This is a genomic window from Stenotrophomonas maltophilia group sp. RY12688 (assembly GCF_052149045.1).
Lineage (GTDB): Bacteria > Pseudomonadota > Gammaproteobacteria > Xanthomonadales > Xanthomonadaceae > Stenotrophomonas > Stenotrophomonas sepilia.
In genome coordinates, this window is the sequence record NZ_CP197389.1 from 3,046,057 (window position 1) to 3,062,762 (window position 16,706).

The 16,706-nt window shown below is 68.2% G+C and carries 16 protein-coding genes and 1 tRNA gene; 7 read left to right on the top strand and 10 right to left on the bottom strand.

Annotated features, from left to right (window positions below; genetic code table 11):
- Positions 1 to 141 precede the first annotated feature (141 nt).
- The gene (gene arcD, locus ACS0OT_RS14325; protein WP_139727453.1) at positions 142 to 1,563 is read left to right on the top strand and encodes an arginine-ornithine antiporter; all 1,422 of its coding nucleotides are present in this window, start codon (positions 142 to 144) and stop codon (positions 1,561 to 1,563) included.
- A 101-nt stretch (positions 1,564 to 1,664) separates the two neighbouring features.
- Here the strand turns inward: arcD and ACS0OT_RS14330 are convergent.
- The 9 genes from ACS0OT_RS14330 to ACS0OT_RS14370 form a co-directional block, all read right to left on the bottom strand.
- Positions 1,665 to 1,741: transfer RNA gene (locus ACS0OT_RS14330), tRNA-Asn, on the bottom strand.
- Between the two features lie 22 nt (positions 1,742 to 1,763).
- Positions 1,764 to 2,234, bottom strand: a complete 471-nt coding sequence (rlmH, locus tag ACS0OT_RS14335) for a 23S rRNA (pseudouridine(1915)-N(3))-methyltransferase RlmH (protein ID WP_005418108.1) — start codon at positions 2,232 to 2,234, stop codon at positions 1,764 to 1,766.
- Positions 2,235 to 2,298: 64 nt separating this feature from the next.
- Positions 2,299 to 2,709 carry a ribosome silencing factor gene (gene rsfS, locus ACS0OT_RS14340; RefSeq protein WP_005418109.1) on the bottom strand — a complete coding sequence of 137 codons (411 nt, stop codon included), beginning with the start codon at positions 2,707 to 2,709 and terminating at the stop codon, positions 2,299 to 2,301.
- Positions 2,710 to 2,767: 58 nt separating this feature from the next.
- Entirely contained in the window at positions 2,768 to 3,433 is a 666-nt protein-coding gene (nadD, locus tag ACS0OT_RS14345) for a nicotinate-nucleotide adenylyltransferase (protein ID WP_072168534.1), read from the bottom strand.
- A 3-nt stretch (positions 3,434 to 3,436) separates the two neighbouring features.
- Complete coding sequence (gene holA / locus ACS0OT_RS14350) at positions 3,437 to 4,474, bottom strand: DNA polymerase III subunit delta (protein WP_235646268.1); 1,038 nt, start codon at positions 4,472 to 4,474, stop codon at positions 3,437 to 3,439.
- Between the two features lie 12 nt (positions 4,475 to 4,486).
- The gene (locus ACS0OT_RS14355; RefSeq protein ID WP_005418114.1) at positions 4,487 to 5,071 is read right to left on the bottom strand and encodes an LPS-assembly lipoprotein LptE; all 585 of its coding nucleotides are present in this window, start codon (positions 5,069 to 5,071) and stop codon (positions 4,487 to 4,489) included.
- Between the two features lie 137 nt (positions 5,072 to 5,208).
- Positions 5,209 to 7,851 (bottom strand): leucine--tRNA ligase, encoded by a 2,643-nt coding sequence (leuS, locus tag ACS0OT_RS14360; RefSeq protein WP_005418117.1) that lies wholly within the window; start codon positions 7,849 to 7,851, stop codon positions 5,209 to 5,211.
- 106 nt (positions 7,852 to 7,957) lie between these two features.
- Positions 7,958 to 8,557 carry a DUF998 domain-containing protein gene (locus tag ACS0OT_RS14365; RefSeq protein ID WP_049459673.1) on the bottom strand — a complete coding sequence of 200 codons (600 nt, stop codon included), beginning with the start codon at positions 8,555 to 8,557 and terminating at the stop codon, positions 7,958 to 7,960.
- Between the two features lie 28 nt (positions 8,558 to 8,585).
- Complete coding sequence (locus ACS0OT_RS14370; protein WP_134956368.1) at positions 8,586 to 8,765, bottom strand: hypothetical protein; 180 nt, start codon at positions 8,763 to 8,765, stop codon at positions 8,586 to 8,588.
- Positions 8,766 to 8,814: 49 nt separating this feature from the next.
- On the opposite strand from ACS0OT_RS14370, the gene trxA reads away from it, so the two are divergent.
- The 4 genes from trxA to ACS0OT_RS14390 all read left to right on the top strand — a co-directional run bounded on the left by trxA (position 8,815) and on the right by ACS0OT_RS14390 (position 13,649).
- Positions 8,815 to 9,672 (top strand): thioredoxin, encoded by an 858-nt coding sequence (gene trxA, locus ACS0OT_RS14375; protein WP_005418123.1) that lies wholly within the window; start codon positions 8,815 to 8,817, stop codon positions 9,670 to 9,672.
- A 107-nt stretch (positions 9,673 to 9,779) separates the two neighbouring features.
- Positions 9,780 to 11,480 carry a FecR domain-containing protein gene (locus tag ACS0OT_RS14380; protein ID WP_442256446.1) on the top strand — a complete coding sequence of 567 codons (1,701 nt, stop codon included), beginning with the start codon at positions 9,780 to 9,782 and terminating at the stop codon, positions 11,478 to 11,480.
- Complete coding sequence (locus ACS0OT_RS14385; protein WP_005418127.1) at positions 11,477 to 13,099, top strand: CHASE2 domain-containing protein; 1,623 nt, start codon at positions 11,477 to 11,479, stop codon at positions 13,097 to 13,099. Before ACS0OT_RS14380 ends, ACS0OT_RS14385 begins: the two co-directional genes overlap by 4 nt.
- 97 nt (positions 13,100 to 13,196) lie before the next feature.
- Positions 13,197 to 13,649: a DUF4442 domain-containing protein gene (locus ACS0OT_RS14390; protein ID WP_005418128.1), complete on the top strand. Its 453-nt coding sequence runs from the start codon at positions 13,197 to 13,199 to the stop codon at positions 13,647 to 13,649.
- A gap of 135 nt (positions 13,650 to 13,784) precedes the next feature.
- On the opposite strand, the gene ACS0OT_RS14395 is transcribed toward ACS0OT_RS14390, so the two are convergent.
- Positions 13,785 to 15,101, bottom strand: a complete 1,317-nt coding sequence (locus ACS0OT_RS14395; RefSeq protein ID WP_065179243.1) for a hypothetical protein — start codon at positions 15,099 to 15,101, stop codon at positions 13,785 to 13,787.
- Positions 15,102 to 15,177: 76 nt separating this feature from the next.
- Here ACS0OT_RS14395 and ACS0OT_RS14400 point away from each other — a divergent pair, with 76 nt between their 5' ends.
- Together ACS0OT_RS14400 and ACS0OT_RS14405 are read left to right on the top strand one after the other, a co-directional pair.
- Entirely contained in the window at positions 15,178 to 15,861 is a 684-nt protein-coding gene (locus tag ACS0OT_RS14400) for a DUF502 domain-containing protein (RefSeq protein WP_005418129.1), read from the top strand.
- Positions 15,858 to 16,646: a queuosine precursor transporter gene (locus ACS0OT_RS14405; protein WP_005418131.1), complete on the top strand. Its 789-nt coding sequence runs from the start codon at positions 15,858 to 15,860 to the stop codon at positions 16,644 to 16,646. Before ACS0OT_RS14400 ends, ACS0OT_RS14405 begins: the two co-directional genes overlap by 4 nt.
- Positions 16,647 to 16,706: the final 60 nt, after the last annotated feature.

A 16,706-nucleotide genomic window follows, 5' to 3' on the forward strand; every position in this document is an offset into this window, starting at 1 on the left:
AGGCCCGGGCTGTTGCCCGGGCCTTCGTCGTTTCCTGGCTGTTCGTTGTCCATGCCGGCTCCCGCACACCCGGCCTTGCAGCCATGTTCACGAGTACATGGCTAGGGTGTGCTCGCGGCATCCGGGCCGCAGGGGATCTCAATGGCCACGACATCGCAACGCCTCGGCCTGCCGGCGTTGACTGCACTGGTAGTCGGCTCGATGGTCGGCGCCGGTATCTTTTCGCTGCCGCAGAACGTCGCGCGCAGTGCCGGTCCGGCCGCCTTGATGATCGGCTGGGCGCTGAGCGGTGCGGGCATGCTGATGCTGGCCTTCGTGTTCCAGGCCCTGGCCAACCGCCGTCCGGACCTGGACACCGGCATCTACGCATATGCACGCGAAGGCTTCGGCAACTACATCGGCTTCTCCGCGGCGTGGGGCTACTGGGTCGCTTCGGTACTGGGCAATGCCAGCTTCTTCGTGCTGATCTTCAGCGGCCTGGGCCATTTCATGCCAGTGTTCGGCGAAGGCAACACGCCAGCCGCAGTGGCCGCTTCGTCCGTACTGTTGTGGACCGTCCACCTGCTGGTGCTGCGCGGCCTGCGCACAGCAGCCATCGTCAACGGCCTGGTGACAGTGGCCAAGCTGCTGCCCATCGCACTGTTCCTGGTGCTGGCCGCCGGCGCGTTCCGCATGGAGGTGTTCCGCGCCGACTTCTTCGGCACGCCTGCGCTCGGCGACCTCGGCCAGCAACTGCGCGGCATGATGCTGGTCACCGTGTGGGTGTTCATCGGCATCGAAGGCGCCAGCATCTATTCGCGGCGAGCCGCGCGCCGTGCCGACGTCGGCCGTGCCACGGTGATCGGTTTCCTGGGGGTCTGGCTGCTGCTGGTCCTGGTCAGCCTGCTGTCGATGGGCGTGCTGTCGCAGGCCGAACTGGCCGGGCTGCCCAACCCGTCGATGGCCTACGTGCTGCGCGCCATCGTCGGCGAATGGGGCGCGACGGTGATCATCGCCGGTTCGATCATTTCGGTGCTGGGCGCGCTGCTGGCCTGGGTGCTGCTGTGTGCCGAAGTGCTGTATGCCGCCGCTGGCGACGGCACGATGCCCGCCTTCCTGGGACGCGAGAATGCGCGTGGCGTGCCGGCCAATGCATTGTGGTTGAGCAACGGGCTGATCCAGCTGTTCCTGCTGCTGGTGCTGTTCAATGCGGGCAGCTACACCGGCCTGGTGCTGCTGGCCGCATCGATGAGCCTGGTGCCCTACTTCCTGTCCACCGCGTTCGGCGTGCAACTGGCCTGGCGCGGGCAGTCCTACGCGGGTGAGCCACGCGAGCGCTGGCGCGATTTCGTCGTCGCGCTGCTGGCCAGCGCCTACGCGCTGTGGCTGGTGTATGCCGGCGGCCTGAACAACCTGCTGCTGTCGGTGCTGCTGTACGTGCCCGGCGTTGTTCTGTTTGCGCAGACCCGGCGCCAGCGCGGCGAGCCGGTTTTCACGCGCTGGGAGTGGGCGCTGTTCGGCGCGATCCTGGCAGTAGCGATCGCCACGCTGGCAGCGTTCTGGAAGGGCCGGATCACGCTGTAGCGCCGAGCGCGTGCCCGGCTTGGAGGATGCAGCCGAGCATGGGCTCGCCGCCACAACACGGCAAAAAAAAACCTGCATCTCGCGATGCAGGTTTTGCAAGGTGGCGCCCGAAGTTGGACTCGAACCAACGACCCCCTGATTAACAGTCAAGTGCTCTAACCGGCTGAGCTATTCGGGCAGACGACTAGTATAACCACTCTTCACGCGCGATGGTAGGGGTGATTGGCAATCATTGCGGCAGCCCGATACAGCTGCTCGGCCACCACCAGACGCACCAGCATGTGCGGCAGCGTCAGCGGTCCGATCGACCACTTTTCGTCGGCCAGCGCGGAGACCTCTGGCGAATGCCCTTCCGGGCCACCGATCAGGAACGCCAGGTCCCGGCCCTGCCCGCGCCAATGCTCCAGGCGCTGCGCCAGCTGCTCGGAACTCAACTGCCGCCCCGGCACGTCCAGTGCCACCACGTAAGCGTTCTTCGGCAGCGCGGCGATGACCCGCTTGCCTTCATCCTCGGTGGCACGGCGCGGATCGCGCCCCTTGCCGCGCAGGCCGGGTTCGATTTCCACCAGCTCGAACGGCAGCCAATGCGACAGCCGCTTCTGGTATTCGGCGAACCCCTGCGCGACCCAGCTGGGCGCGCGTTCACCGGTGGCGATCAGGCGGGCTTTCATCAACGGTCCTCCAAAACGTCGACGGCGCCATCGGCGCCGTCGAAGGGATGCGTCAACGTGCGGCTCAGGCCACTTCGTCGTCGCTGGACGGCGGCTGGTCGCCGACGGTCCACAGGCGCTCGAGCGCGTAGAACTCACGCACGCGCGGCAGCATCACGTGGACGATCACGTCGCCCAGATCGACCAGCACCCACTCCGCTTCGCGCTCGCCTTCAACACCCAGCGGCATCACGTCGATGTTCTTGGCGAAGCGCACGACTTCATCGGCAATCGACTTGACGTGGCGGGTCGAAGTGCCCGAAACGACGATCATGTAGTCGGCAACGCTGGACCGGCCGCGCACGTCGATCTCGACCAGGTCCTTGGCCTTCAGGTCTTCGGTGGCTTGGCGGACGCTGGCCAGCAGTTCCGGCACGGACGGCGGCGGGCTGGGCAGATCGACCTTGATGGTCTGGGGCTGGGTCTGGTTGCTCAAAATGGATCGACTCGATAAACGTGGGGGCGATTATACGGGGATGGCGCGGCCGCGCCATTCACGCCGTGGCCGGGCGGTACAGCCCGTGTGCAGCGACATAGTCGGCCACGGCCGGTGGCAGCAGTGCGCGCCAGGGACCGCCAGCGGCAATCTGCGAGCGCACGGCGCTGGCCGATTCCTCGCGCAGTGGGTGGTGCAGGCGCAGGATGCGCCCGGCCGGGCTGGCGAACAGGGCCTGCTCATTGTCGGCCCAGCGCCCTTGCAGGGCGCGCCCCAGCTCGCCATCGATCGACGCCTGCAACGGACTGCCCGGCCGTTCGGCCACCACGAAGTGGGCCAGACCGAACAGGGCCTCCCATTCATGCCAGCCGGACAGCCCCAGCAGGCTGTCGGCGCCCACCAGCCAGGCCAGCGGCCGGCTCGGACCCAGCTCGCCACGCAGCTCGCGCAGCGTGTCGACGGTGTACGACGGGCGACCGGGGCAGCGGGTGGCACGATCCAGTTCGCGACGGTCCAGCAGCAGCCCCGGCTCGTCGCCGATGGCCAGCGACAACATCGTGCAGCGCTGCTCAGCAGTGGCACCGGGCACCGCGCGGTGCGGCGGATCGGCGGCCGGCAGCATGCGCACGGCGACCTGCAGTTCATCACGGGCCGCACGCGCGATCGCCAGGTGCCCGAGGTGCACCGGATCGAAGGTGCCCCCGTAGTAGATCCGCAGGCTCATCACTCAGGCCCGCACCAGCAGGCGCACGGCACGCGGCTCGGCCACGGCCACCAGCAGGCGTTCCAGCGCCAGCCAGGCGTCGCCGTCAGCGCGCCCCTTGGCAATGCGGTCGACCAGCCCCGCCTCGGCCACGAAGCGCTCCCAGCGCTTGCCTTCCGGGTGCCGCTGCAGCGCGCGCTTGTAAGGCGCCTGCCGCGATTCCCAGATGCCGCGCGATTTCATTTCAGCGGCCAGGTTGCCACCACGCGCCTGCACGCGGGCCAGGCCTGCGCCCGCCAGCAGTTCGCGGATCACGATCGGCATCAATGCGGCCACCGCCTCCCCTTCACCGCGCAGGCCGGCCAGCATGCGCAGCACCGCCGGCGGCTGGCCGGAGAACGTCGCCTCCACCAAGCGGAACACGTCGTAGCGGGCAGCGTCAGCCACCAGCGACTCCATCCGTTCCACATCCAACGGCTGGCCGTCGGCCAACAGCGCCAGCTTGTCGATTTCCTGGGCGGCGGCCAGCAGGTTGCCCTCCACCCGCTCGGCCAGGCGCTGCACGGCGGCCGGGTCGGCACGCAGGCCCTTGCCGCGCAGGCGGCGCTCGATCCAGTCCGGCAGTTCGTGCGGCTTGATCGCCCATGCCACCGACAGCACGCCGATGCGGCTGACCGCCTCGGCCCACTTGCCCTGGTGGGCCTTGCTCCATTCATTGGCGGTGATCATCAACACCACGTCCGGTGCCGGGTTGGCGCAGAACTGGCTGATCACCTCGGCGCCCTCCTTGCCCGGCTTGCCGCTGGGCAGGCGCACCTCGACCAGGCGGCGGGCGCTGAACAGGCTTGGCGCATTGAAGCTGGCGTCAAGCTGGTTCCAGTCGAAATCACGCCCGTCGGCATCGAACACTTCGCGTTCGCCGATGCCCGAGGCGCGCGCACGCGCGCGGATGGCATCTGCGGCCTCCAGTACGCGCAGTGTTTCCGGGCCTGCGATCAGGTACACCGGCGCCAACGCGGTGTCAGCGCCCTGGCTGGCCAGCTGCTCCGGACGCAGTTCCATCGTCGCTGCCGCTCAGTGCTTGACGGCGGCGGCAGGCTCTGCCGGCACCGCGCCCTCGATCGGCTTGGCCTTCGGCGCGGACAGGCTGCCCCCCTTCTCGATCTCGGCGCGGACCACGCTGTCGATACGGCGGATGATCGAGGCGGACATTTCCCGGCGCAGCTCCGTGGCCAGGATTTCGCGTTCGGTGGTGGTACCGGTGGCGTCGGTCGGCGGCGACACGTAGTCGCGCGACAGTTCGATCACCTGCTGCGGCACCAGTTCGCTGCCATCCTCGCGGCGGAAGATGAAGATCACCGCATAGCGCAGGCTGTACTCCTGCGCACGACCCTGCGAGTCGATGGCGATCGGGAGGTCACCCCAGCGCTCGGACAACACCTGCAGCTGGGTACTGGGTTCCTTGCTGTCCTCATCGGCCAGCCTGGCACCAGAGGCCAGCAGGCTGCGATTGAGCAGCTTGACCAGTTCACTGTACGGGGCGGTGGATACCACCTTCACCGGGGCGGTGTCGGTCGGCAGCATCAGCTTGTTGCGCAGATGGAAGCCGCAGCCGGCGAGGCCGAGGACAAGAACGAGGGCAAGCAGGATTCGGGTCATGGAGACAGTCTGGCGGAGCCGGGCGATCACGGCAACACACAGCGTGCCCGAAGCCGCGTGAATGCAGGGCCATCAAGCACCCGGCCCTGCTTCTGGAAAGGCATCGGCCACCGCGCGGGTGGCCGGTGCGAGGTACATCAGGCGGCGACGATGTTCACGATCTTGCCCGGGACGATGATGATCTTGCGCACCGTCAGGCCTTCCATGAACCTGGCCGCGTTGGGCTCGGCCAGCGCCAGCGCCTCGACCTGCTCGCGCGCGGCATCGGCCGCCACCTCGATGGTGCCGCGCAGCTTGCCGTTGACCTGCACCGCCAGGGTCAGGGCATCGCGTACCAGCGCACTGCTGTCGGCCTGCGGGAACGGCTGGTCTTCCAGCAGCGTCTCGCCATGGCCCAGCACCTGCCAGAGGGCGTGGCTGGCATGCGGCGTGATCGGGTTCAGCAGCAGCACGACGGCCTGCAGCGCTTCCTGGCGCACCGCGCGGCCCTGCTCGCTGTCGTCCTCGAACCTGGCCAGCGCGTTCATCAGCTCCATCACCGCTGCGATGGCGGTATTGAAGCTGTGGCGGCGACCGTAGTCGTCACCGACCTTGCCGATGGTTTCATGGGTCTTGCGGCGCAGCGCCTTCTGGTTGGCATCCAGTGCTGCAACGTCCAGCGCCGGGGCGGCACCGTCGGCAGCATGCTTCTGCACCTGGGCCCACAGCCGGCGCAGGAAGCGCGCCATGCCGTCCACGCCGGCCTCGTTCCACTCCAGCGACTGCTCCGGCGGCGCGGCGAACATCGAGAACAGGCGCACGGTGTCGGCGCCGTACTTGCCGACCATCGCCTGCGGGTCCACGCCGTTGTTCTTCGACTTGGACATCTTCTCGGTGCCACCGACCACCACCGGCTGGCCGTCGGCAATCAGGGTGGCGCCGGTGATGCGGCCGCGCTCGTCACGCTGCACTTCCACATCGGCCGGGTTGATCCAGTCCTTCGAACCGTCCGGATTCGGGCGGTAGTAGGTCTCGGCGATCACCATGCCCTGGCACAGCAGGTTGCGCGCCGGCTCGTTGCTGTCCACCATCCGCGCGTCGCGCAGCAGCTTGTGGTAGAAGCGGAAATACATCAGGTGCAGGATCGCGTGCTCGATGCCACCGATGTACTGATCGACCGGCAGCCAGTAGTTGCCGCGCTTGTCGACAGCGTCACGGGCACCGGGCGAGGTGTAGCGGGCGTAGTACCAGCTCGACTCCATGAAGGTGTCGAAGGTGTCGGTCTCGCGCTCGGCGGCGCCACCGCATTCCGGGCAGGTGGTCTTGCGCCATTCCGGGTCGGTCTTGATCGGCGAACCGGTCCCGGAGAACGCCACGTCCTCCGGCAGTACCACCGGCAGCTGCTCCTCCGGCACCGGCACCGCACCGCACTTGTCGCAGTAGATCACCGGAATCGGGCAGCCCCAGTAGCGCTGGCGGCTCACGCCCCAGTCGCGCAGGCGGTAGTTGACGCGGCGCTGGCCCTGGGCCTTGCGCTCGAAACGTTCGGCCAGGGCTTCGAAGGCCCCCTGGAAATCCAGGCCGTCGAACTCGGCCGAGTTCACCAGCTCGAACGCACGGCTCTTGTCGCTGTACCAGTCCTGCCAGCGGCTACCGTCCCAGTTGCGCTCTTCGTCGGTGCGCGCATCCTTCAGCGCGATCACCTGCTTGATCGGCAGGCCGTACTTGTTGGCCACTTCGTTGTCGCGCTGATCATGGCCCGGAACGGCCATCACCGCGCCGGTGCCGTAGCCCATCAGCACGAAGTTGGCGACCCACACCGGCACCGGCTCGCCGGTGACAGGATGCAGCGCGCGCAGGCCGGTATCCATGCCGCGCTTTTCCTGGGTTTCCAGTTCAGCCTCGGATACACCGCCCTGCTTCAGGTCGGCCAGCATCGCGGCCAGTTCCGGGTTGTTCTTCGCTGCGTGCAGCGCCAGCGGGTGTTCGGCGGCGATCGACACGAAGGTCACGCCCATCACCGTGTCCGGGCGGGTGGTGAACACGCGCAGCGGATCCAGCACGCCACCATCGACGTCGCGCACGTCGAACTGGATTTCCAGGCCCTCCGAGCGGCCGATCCAGTTGCGTTGCATGGTCTTGACCGATTCCGGCCAGCCATCCAGCTCGTCCAGGCCATCCAGCAGTTCCTGGGCGTAGTCGGTGATGCGCAGGAACCACTGCGGGATCTCACGCTTCTCCACCAGCGCACCGGAGCGCCAGCCTCGGCCGTCGATGACCTGCTCGTTGGCCAGCACGGTCTGGTCGACCGGGTCCCAGTTCACCACCGCGTTGCGGCGATAGGCCAGGCCCTTGCGCATCAGGCGGGTGAACATGCGCTGCTCGTGGACGTAATAGTCCGGACGGCAGGTGGCGAACTCGCGCGACCAGTCGATGGCATAGCCCAGCGATTTCAGCTGGCTGCGCATGTGGTCGATGTTCTTGTAGGTCCACGCTGCCGGCGCGGTCTTGTTCTTGATCGCGGCGTTTTCCGCCGGCAGGCCGAACGCGTCCCAGCCCATCGGCTGCAGCACGTTGTGGCCGGTCATGCGCTTGTAGCGGCTGATCACGTCGCCAATCGTGTAATTGCGCACGTGGCCCATATGCAGCGCACCGGACGGGTACGGAAGCATCGACAGGCAGTAGTACTTCGGCTTGTCCGAGGTCTCGTCGACCTCGAAGGCACGGGTGGCGTCCCAGTACTGCTGGGCGGCGGATTCAACCTGCTGCGGGTCGTAGGCGTTGGTTTCAGCGCTGGTCATGGAACACGCGGATGCGGCGGCAAAGCGGTACAGCGTACCGCAGTGCGGCAAACGTCTCCAATCCTGCCTGCTTGAGGGGGGGCGCCGCGATGCCCCGGGAGCCGTCTCAGCGTTGGCGCGACAGCGGCAGTGCGGCGGCCAGCCAGGCCACCCAGCAGGCGAACGCCAGCCGTTGTGCCAGCGGCGCCGGCAGGACGCCCTGCAGGGCAAACGCGGCCACCGCAGCCAGCACGCCGCAGCCCAGGGCCAGGGCGCCCAGGGCGCGGCCATGCGCCTGACGCAGCTGTGTCGTGCCCAGCAACAGGGTTCCGGCGACGAAGCCCAGCACCCAGATCATCCAGGCACTGGCATGCAGCTGGCTGGCGGGCCCATGCAGATCGTCCACGTCCAGCGGCAGCAAGCCCATCGCGGCAAAGCCCAGGCCAGCCAGCAGCAGCATCTGGCTGCCGACCCTCGGTGCCCAGCCGGCAGTGGCGGGCAGGCTGCGGCGCAGGCGCTCAGCCACCACCGCAGCGAGCACGCCGGGCAGCACGAAGCCAAGCAGATTGAACGCCAGCGCATGCGGTACGCCCCGCGCCCCCAGCAGCGCCACCGGGTGGCGGGCCTGTGCATAGCCCTCCAGGCCGGCACCGAAGCCAGACACAGCCAGGACGAACACGACTGCAGCAAGCAGTCCCAACCAACGATCAAGCCGGACCATGGACATTGCGCGCAGTCACCCGGAAAAGAATGGATCAGCGCATTGTCGCGGCAGTGACGCAGTGCGCCAAGCGCGCGGCCGAGGCCGGGTGCTTCCGGCGCACCTCGGCCAGCACGCCGGTCAGCTCCGGAAAGCGGGTGATCCACGGGCTGTGCTGCGTGCCACGCCCCCGAGGCCGTCGCGCGCGATGTGACGGCAGGGTTGAGACGGACATCGATCGTCACCATAGAATCGGTCTCCAGATGCCAAGCGATGCTTTCCCCATGACCGAGACGACCTACGTATTCGACGCCACCACTGCGACCTTCGAGGCCGAAGTCCTGCAGAAGTCGCTGCAGACGCCGGTGCTGGTCGACTTCTGGGCCACCTGGTGCGGGCCGTGCAAGACCCTCGGCCCGATGCTGGAAAAGCTGGCTGCCGAGTACAACGGTGCGTTCGAGCTGGCCAAGGTCGATGTCGACAAGGAACAGCAGATCGCTGCGGCCTTCCAGATCCGCTCGGTGCCGACCGTGTTCCTGGTCAAGGGCGGCCAGCTGGTGGACGGTTTCCCGGGCGCCATTCCGGAAGGCCAGCTGCGTGAGTTCCTGGCCCAGCACGGCATCGTACCGGCCGATGTGGGCGATGCTGTCCCCGAAGATGACACCCCGCTGGATCCGCAGGCGCAGGTCGATGTGCTGCGTGCGCAGATCGCCGCCGAGCCGGACAAGGATGAACTGAAGCTCGACCTGGCCCTGGCCCTGCTGCAGATCGGTGGCGTGGACGAGGCAGGCACCCTGATCGACGGCCTGCCTGCCAATCTGGCCACCGACGACCGTGCCGTGCGTGCCCGCGCCCGCCTGGCCTTCGCCGCCGCGCTGAAAGATGCCCCGGCCGCCGAGGTGCTGGAGGCACGCATCGCCGCTGACGGCAAGGACCTCAAGGCCCGCCACCTGCGCGGCGTGCAACTGCTGCTCGGCGGTCATGACGAGGCCGCGCTGGCCCAGTTCCTCGAAATGCTGCGGATCGACCGCGGATTCGAGGAAGGCCTGCCGCGCAAGGCGCTGATCGACGCCTTCAATGTGATCTCCGACGAGGACCTGGTCGGCCAGTACCGCCGCAGGATGGCGTCGCTGCTGTTCTGAACGGGAGCCCGCCCCGTTCAGAATCCCTGCACTGAACGCGGGCAATAATGCGCGCGCTGGTGGCCATGCGGTCGCCACGATCCGTTCGGGGGGATGAGGTCGGGGCCATGGGGTCTTGCAGCTGCACCCCCGCATTGCCGGGATTGCAAACTGTGACCGTCGTCCGCTCTCTGTCGTTCGCCATGCATTTAACGGGCGCTCTGCTCTGCGCCCTCTTCCTGATGCCCGCCCTTGCCGGCGCCCAGGACTGGAACTATCGCGTCCGGCCCGGCGATACCCTGTGGGACCTGGGCGGGCTCTACCTGAAGCCCTCGGTACGCTGGCAGCAGCTGCAGCAGCACAACCGCATCGACAACCCTTACCAGTTGCCGCCGGGCCAGCTGCTGCGCTTCCCGATCAGCTGGCTGCGCACCGAACCGGCGCCGGCCCGGGTGCTGTCCGTGCGCGGCAAGGTCGCGCTGGCAGGCGCCGATGGCACGGCGACCCGCGCGCTCCAGGCCGGCGAACAGCTGCATATCGGTGACACCGTGGAGACCGAAGGCGACTCCAGCATCACCCTGGAATTCGCCGATGCCTCGCGCCTGCAGCTGCGCGAGTACTCGCGCCTGCGCCTGGATCAGCTGAGCCGTTACGGCCACACCGGCATGGTCGACACCCGACTGCGCCTGCAGCAGGGGCGAGCCAGCAACCGGGTGACGCCGGCGCGCGGTCCCGCCTCGCGTTACATCATCGATGCGCCCACCGCGACCAGCAGCGTGCGCGGCACGGTGTTCCGGGTCAGCGCCGGGGATGACGGGCACGTCGGTGCCACCGAGGTCCTGCAGGGCAAGGTGCAGGTCGGCAACTCCCATGGCCAGCGCCTGGTCCGGCCGGGCCAGGCCACCCGCAGCAGCAGTGCCGATGCGGCGCCCGCTGCGGTCTCTGCACTGCTGCCGGCGCCGGCGCTGCGCAATGACGCGCTGCGCCTGGCGCCGCTGCCGACCCTGCTTGCCTGGGAACCGGTCAATGGCGCCGATCATTACCGGGTGGAAGTGGTGCAGGCGGCAACGCCGGAGATCCTCCTGTTCGCCGCCACCACCGCCGACACCCGGCTGGCGATCGGCGACCTGCCGCCTGGCCAGCTGCGCATCCTGTTGCGCGCGGTCGACGCCCAGGGGGTCGAAGGCCTGGACGCCAGCGCCGATTTCGAGCTCGGTGACCAGCCACCACCGCCACTGACCGTATCGCCGCTGCATGGGCAGACGATCAACAGCGACCGCCCGCGTTTCCGCTGGAGCCAGGCCCCCGGTGCGCGCAGCAGCGTCCTGCAGATCGCCACCGAGCCCAGCTTCCTGCAGCCCCTGCAGGAGCAGGCCACCCATGCGACCGACCTGCGCCTGACGCGACCGCTGCCGCCCGGCCAGTACTACTGGCGCGTGGCTTCGCGCGATGGCGAAGGCCGACAGGGCCGCTATGGCCAGGCGTTGCTGCTGCAGCTGAGCAATGAACCAGTGGACCCGGCACTGCAACCGCCCGAGGCCGCACACGGCGAGCTGACGCTGCGCTGGCAGGCCGGCAGCGAAGGCCAACGCTACCGGGTGCAGGTGGATCGCCGCGGCGACTTCAAGGCACCGCTGGTCGACGAAACCGTGGATCAGCCGCAGGTGAGCTTCAAGCGCCCGTGGAGCGGCACCCTGCATGTACGCGTGCAGTACATCGACGATGACGGCCACGCCAGCGCGTTCTCGCCTGCCCAGCAGGTCCCGCTGCCGTGCCGCCTGTGCTACGGCGCGGGTGGCGGTGCCCTGCTGCTCTGGTTGTTGTTGTGAGGCGCTCGCCGCTGCCATGGTCGAAGCGGATCCTGCTGGCCCTGCTGGCCGGCGGGCTGACCATCGTGGCCAGCCAGGGACAATGGCTGTGGCGGCAGGACGAGGCGGCCTATGATGCGCTGGTCGGCAACTGGGAGTACCGCCCCGATCCCAGCGTGCTGATCGTCGCCATCGACGAAGGCAGCCTGCAGCGCATCGGCCAGTGGCCCTGGCCACGCTCGGTGCATGCACGCCTGCTTGACCGCCTGACCGATGCCGGCGCCGAACGCGTCGCGCTGGACCTGATGCTGTCCGAACCGGATCGCCGTGACAGCCGACAGGATGATCAACTGGCGGCCGCCATCCGACGCAATGGCCGGGTGGTGCTGCCGGTGCTGGCCGCACCGGCGGCCGGCGACCGCATGGCCGAGGAAATGCTGCCGATCCCACAGATCGCTGCCAGTGCTGCCGCCATTGGCCACACCGATGTCGAGGTGGATGGCGACGGCGTCGCCCGTGGCGTCTATCTGCACGCAGGTATCGGCCAGCCGCACTGGCCGGCACTGGGCCTGGCACTGGCCGACCTGCCTGCCGGTGCCGTACGCGGCCTGCCCGATCCCGACCCGGAACTGGGCTCGCCCTATCAATGGCGTCGCGACGATTACGTTCGCGTGCGCTACGCCGGCCCCCCCGAGCGGCTGCCACAGGTGTCCTATGCGGACGTTCTCGATGGCCACGTGGACATGGCGATGCTGCATGGCCGCCGCATCGTAGTTGGCATGACGGCCAGCGGCATCGCGCCCCGCCTGCTGACCCCGACCACCCGCGAGTTCTGGATGAGCGGCAGCGAGTACCAGGCCAACATCACCTCGATGCTGCTGCAGCACAAGCAGATCGATGTTCTACCGCATGCCTGGCAGCACGCCATCAGCGGTGTGCTGGTGGCGCTGTGCGTGATCCTGCTCGGCCTGCGCCTGCCCTGGCTGGTCGCGCTGTGTTCGTTGCCGATGCCTGCCCTGCTGAGCTGGCTGCTGCTGCGCACGAGTGACCTGTGGTGGGCGCCGGCCAGCGCGATGCTGGGCGTGACGCTGGCACTGCTGGTCTGGGCGGTGTGGCGGATCTCGGCCTGGCACCGCCAGGCCAACCGCGACGCCCTTACCGGCCTGGGCAACCGCCTCCGCTTCGAGCAGTCGCTGCAGCAGGAATGCGATGCAGCGCGGCGCAGCGGCAAGCCATTGAGCCTGGCGTTGATCGACGTCGACCACTTCAAGCGCCATAACGATCGCCACGGGCACCAGGTGGGCGACCGCGTGCTGCGTGATGTCGCCCGCCTGATCGGCGCCCATGCGCGCCGCCCGCGCGACATGGCGGCACGCTACGGTGGCGACGAATTCGCGCTGGTGCTGCCGGATACACCGGCCGAAGGCGCACGCCAGGTGATTGAGGACCTGATTGCCTGCGTGCGCGCATTGCCGGCGCCGGGCGATGGCAGCGACGATACCGTCACGCTCACCATCGGCGTATTCACCCGCGTGCCCGACGGCGAACTGCAGCCCCACCATTTCGTGGAAGGCGCCGACACCGCCCTTTATCAGGCCAAGGCCAACGGCCGCGACGGGTACATGATCGACGGCCCATGAGGCAGGACATGCACGCCGCCGTTGGACACACGCCCGGGGTGCAACATACGCATGCGAATGGCTAGACTGGGCACCTCGCCTCGCGCCCCGGACCCGCATGAACGCCCGCCTGTTCCGCTTCGGCATCAACCTGTGGCCACCGTTCCTGTTCACCGGCATCCATGTCACCCGCATCACGCCCGATTACCGGCAGATCGACGTCGAGCTGCGGCTGCGGCCGTGGAACCGCAACTACGTCGGCACGCATTTCGGCGGCAGCCTGTTCGCGATGACCGACCCGTTCTGGATGCTGGGCCTGCTGCACATCCTCGGCCGTGACTACTACGTGTGGGACCGGGCCGGTGCGATCGATTTCCTCAAGCCTGGCCGGGGCACGGTGCGCACCTCGTTCCGCATCGACGATGCGCTGCTGTCCGAACTGCGTGCCGAAGCGGCGGGCGGCGAGAAGGTGCTGCGCTGGTTCAGCAACGACGTCGTCGACGAAAGCGGCGAGGTGGTCGCCCAGGTGCGCAAGCAGGTCTATCTGCGGTTGAAGCCACACGCGCGCTGATCCGGCGCGGGCGCTGTCCTCTGCTGCCCTGGCAGGGAGGCTCCGATGCGCGCGTATGCGCGTGCACCTGCGGTGCGACGCGGAGCGAAGGCAGCCGCGAGGATGACGAGGACAGCGCGCACTGGCCGCCGCTGCTCAGTCGCGCGCGGCGGCGGCCGGGGCGTCCCCTGCCACCAGCGATACCGACAACCATGGGCTCTCGTCGGTGCTGCGCGGCGCTGAGCGCCGCGGTACCTGCAGGCGGCGGCCATCGGCCGACAACTGCGGTGCCCGCACCTGCGAGCGGAACTGGGCAGGCAAGCGCTTCAGCGCATCCACAGGGTCCTCGGCCTGCTGTCGCAGCCAGCGTTGCGCACCGATCAGCCGCACCATCGCGGCGGCATCCTGGGGCCGTGACGAATACGCGGGATAGGCCGGACCCGCGATATCGGCCAGCACGCACCCCATGACGTTCGACAGGCAGCCGAAGTCGTGCTGCGGCGGTGCCGGCACCGGCAACGGGCGATCCGCCTCCAGCGCGGTCATCGCCGCCGCGCCACAGGCCCAGCCCAGGTTGCCCGCCACTCGCGCCAGGGTGCTGCTGCGATCGAGTACCAGCACGCCACCGAACTCCTGCGCCGAGGTTTCGATCGCAGCCCTGCTCATCGCATACTCGCCCTGCATCGCACGGCACAGGCTCTGTTCGGCGGCCCGCATCGGCTTCATCGCCTGCTCGCATTCCGCTGGCAGCGGTTGGTCGGCCGGCAGTTCGACCAGCATGTCGGCCAGCAGCTGGGCATTGGCCTGCACCAGGCTGGCACCGATGATGCTCTCCACCAGGTAGCTGCCGCCCGTCACCAGCCGGCGGCCCAGCTGCAGCCCCCGGCAACTGCCACGCAGTGCACCGTCGATATCACCCTGCACATACGCCAGCGCGCGTGCGCTGGTGGCGTCGATCACCAAACCATAGGCCGGCATCGGCACCAGGATGCCCTCCCCTTTTGGCCGGAACGGCGACACGAAGTGATCCGCATCGGCCAGCTGGTCCAGGCGCGCATGCAGCTGCTGGTGGCCAGCGTGGGCATCGACGAAACGCTGCGGGTCCGCACGCACCTGGCCGAGGCAGTCACTGGCGGTCGGTCCGCAGCTGGCCGAAGGCCGTGAATGCAGCTCGACGTGGTCTTCTGCCAGCTGCGGACGGGCGCCGCCATTGCCGCGCGGATCCGCCTCCCAGCGCTGTACATCCCGGGCCAACGCCTGATCGCGCTGGTCCGGGTCGAGATCGTCGAACGCGAGTGTCCACAGCAGCGCAAAGCCGTTGCGGCCATCAGCGGGCAGGCGGGCCTGCAACCGCTGCTGGGCCTGCAGCCGTGATTCCGGCACCGGCCACATGCGCGAGGCGCACCACACCACGATGGCCAGCACCAGCAGTCCTGCCAGGGCCCAGCCCAGTCCGCGCAGAATCTTCAACACAGCTTCCCTTCCATGCATCGTTGCCGCAGTCGATCCCCCAGCGTAATCGACCGGCCGTGGCCGCTACAATGCGCGCATGTCGCTCGAAGCCCCCGCCCTGGTCCCCCGCCCCTCCCTGCAGCGCCTGTTCCTGACCGGCCTGCTGACCCTGCTGCCGATCTGGCTGACCTGGGTCGTGGTCAAGTTCGTGTTCGTGCTGCTTTCGGGCATTTCCAGCCCATTGGTGGTGCCGCTTTCCGAGCAGATCGCGACAAGCTTCCCGCATTACCTCGGTTGGGTCCGTGCCGAGTGGATCCAGAACACCATCGCCCTGCTGGCCACCCTGCTGGTGATCCTGGCGGTGGGCGTGGCCAGCCGCCGCGTGCTCGGCCAGCGCCTGCTGCGCTGGGTCGGCGCGGTGATCAAGCGCATTCCGTTGGCCAGCATCATCTACGACAGCGCCAAGAAGCTGCTGGACATGTTGCAGACCGAACCGGGCAGCACCCAGCGCGTGGTGCTGATCGACTTCCCGCACCGCGACATGAAGTCGGTCGGGCTGGTCACCCGCGTGATCAAGGAGCACGGCACCGACCGTGAACTGGCCGCGGTGTACGTGCCAACCACACCGAACCCGACCTCGGGTTACCTGGAGATCGTGCCGGTGGAGCTGCTGACCCCGACCGACTGGACCGTCGACCAGGCCATGAGCTTCATCATTTCCGGCGGTGCCGTCGCACCGTCCAGCGTTCCGTTCACGCGCGCAGGCGAACGCAGCGAATGACAACCGCGGCGCCGATCGAGCGCCCGCTGCAGGACCGCGCGGTCCTGCTGTTCATCGTGCTGGCCGCGTTCTTCTGCGGCAACGCCGTGCTGGCCGAACTGATCGGGGTGAAGATCTTCGCGCTGGAAGACACCCTCGGCATCGAACCGCTGAACTGGAACCTGTTTGGCCAGACCGGCTCGCTCAGCTTCACCGCCGGTACCCTGCTGTGGCCGGTGGTGTTCATCATGACCGACACGATCAACGAGTTTTTCGGCAAGCGCGGCGTGCGCTTCATCTCGTGGTTGGCCGTGGTGCTGATCGCCTATGGCTTCCTGTTCGCCTTCGCAGCGATCTCGCTGGCGCCGGCCAGCTGGTGGGTCACCTCGATGGACGGCCACGGCGTGCCGGACTACCAGGCGGCATTCGCCGCGGTGTTCGGCCAGGGCATGTGGACCATCGCCGGTTCGCTGGTGGCCTTCCTGCTCGGCCAGCTGATCGACGTGGCCGTGTTCCATCGCATCCGCCAGGCCACCGGCGAGCGCCACGTGTGGCTGCGTGCGACCGGATCCACCGCGATCTCCCAGGTGGTGGACAGCTTCGTGGTGATCTGGATCGCCTTCGTGCTCGGCCCGCAGCACTGGCCGACCTCGCTGTTCCTGGCCGTCAGCAGCGTCAACTACATCTACAAGATGGGCTTTGCGATTGCCTTGATTCCACTGCTGTACCTGATGCGGCGTGCGATCACCCGCTACCTGGGTGCCGATAGGGCCGCCGCCCTGCGCGCCGCGGCCGCGGCTGACTGAAGCCCCAGCGGCAAAAAGCTGACTGCGCCTTCACGCTGGCCGTACGCGGCCGGATCGTGC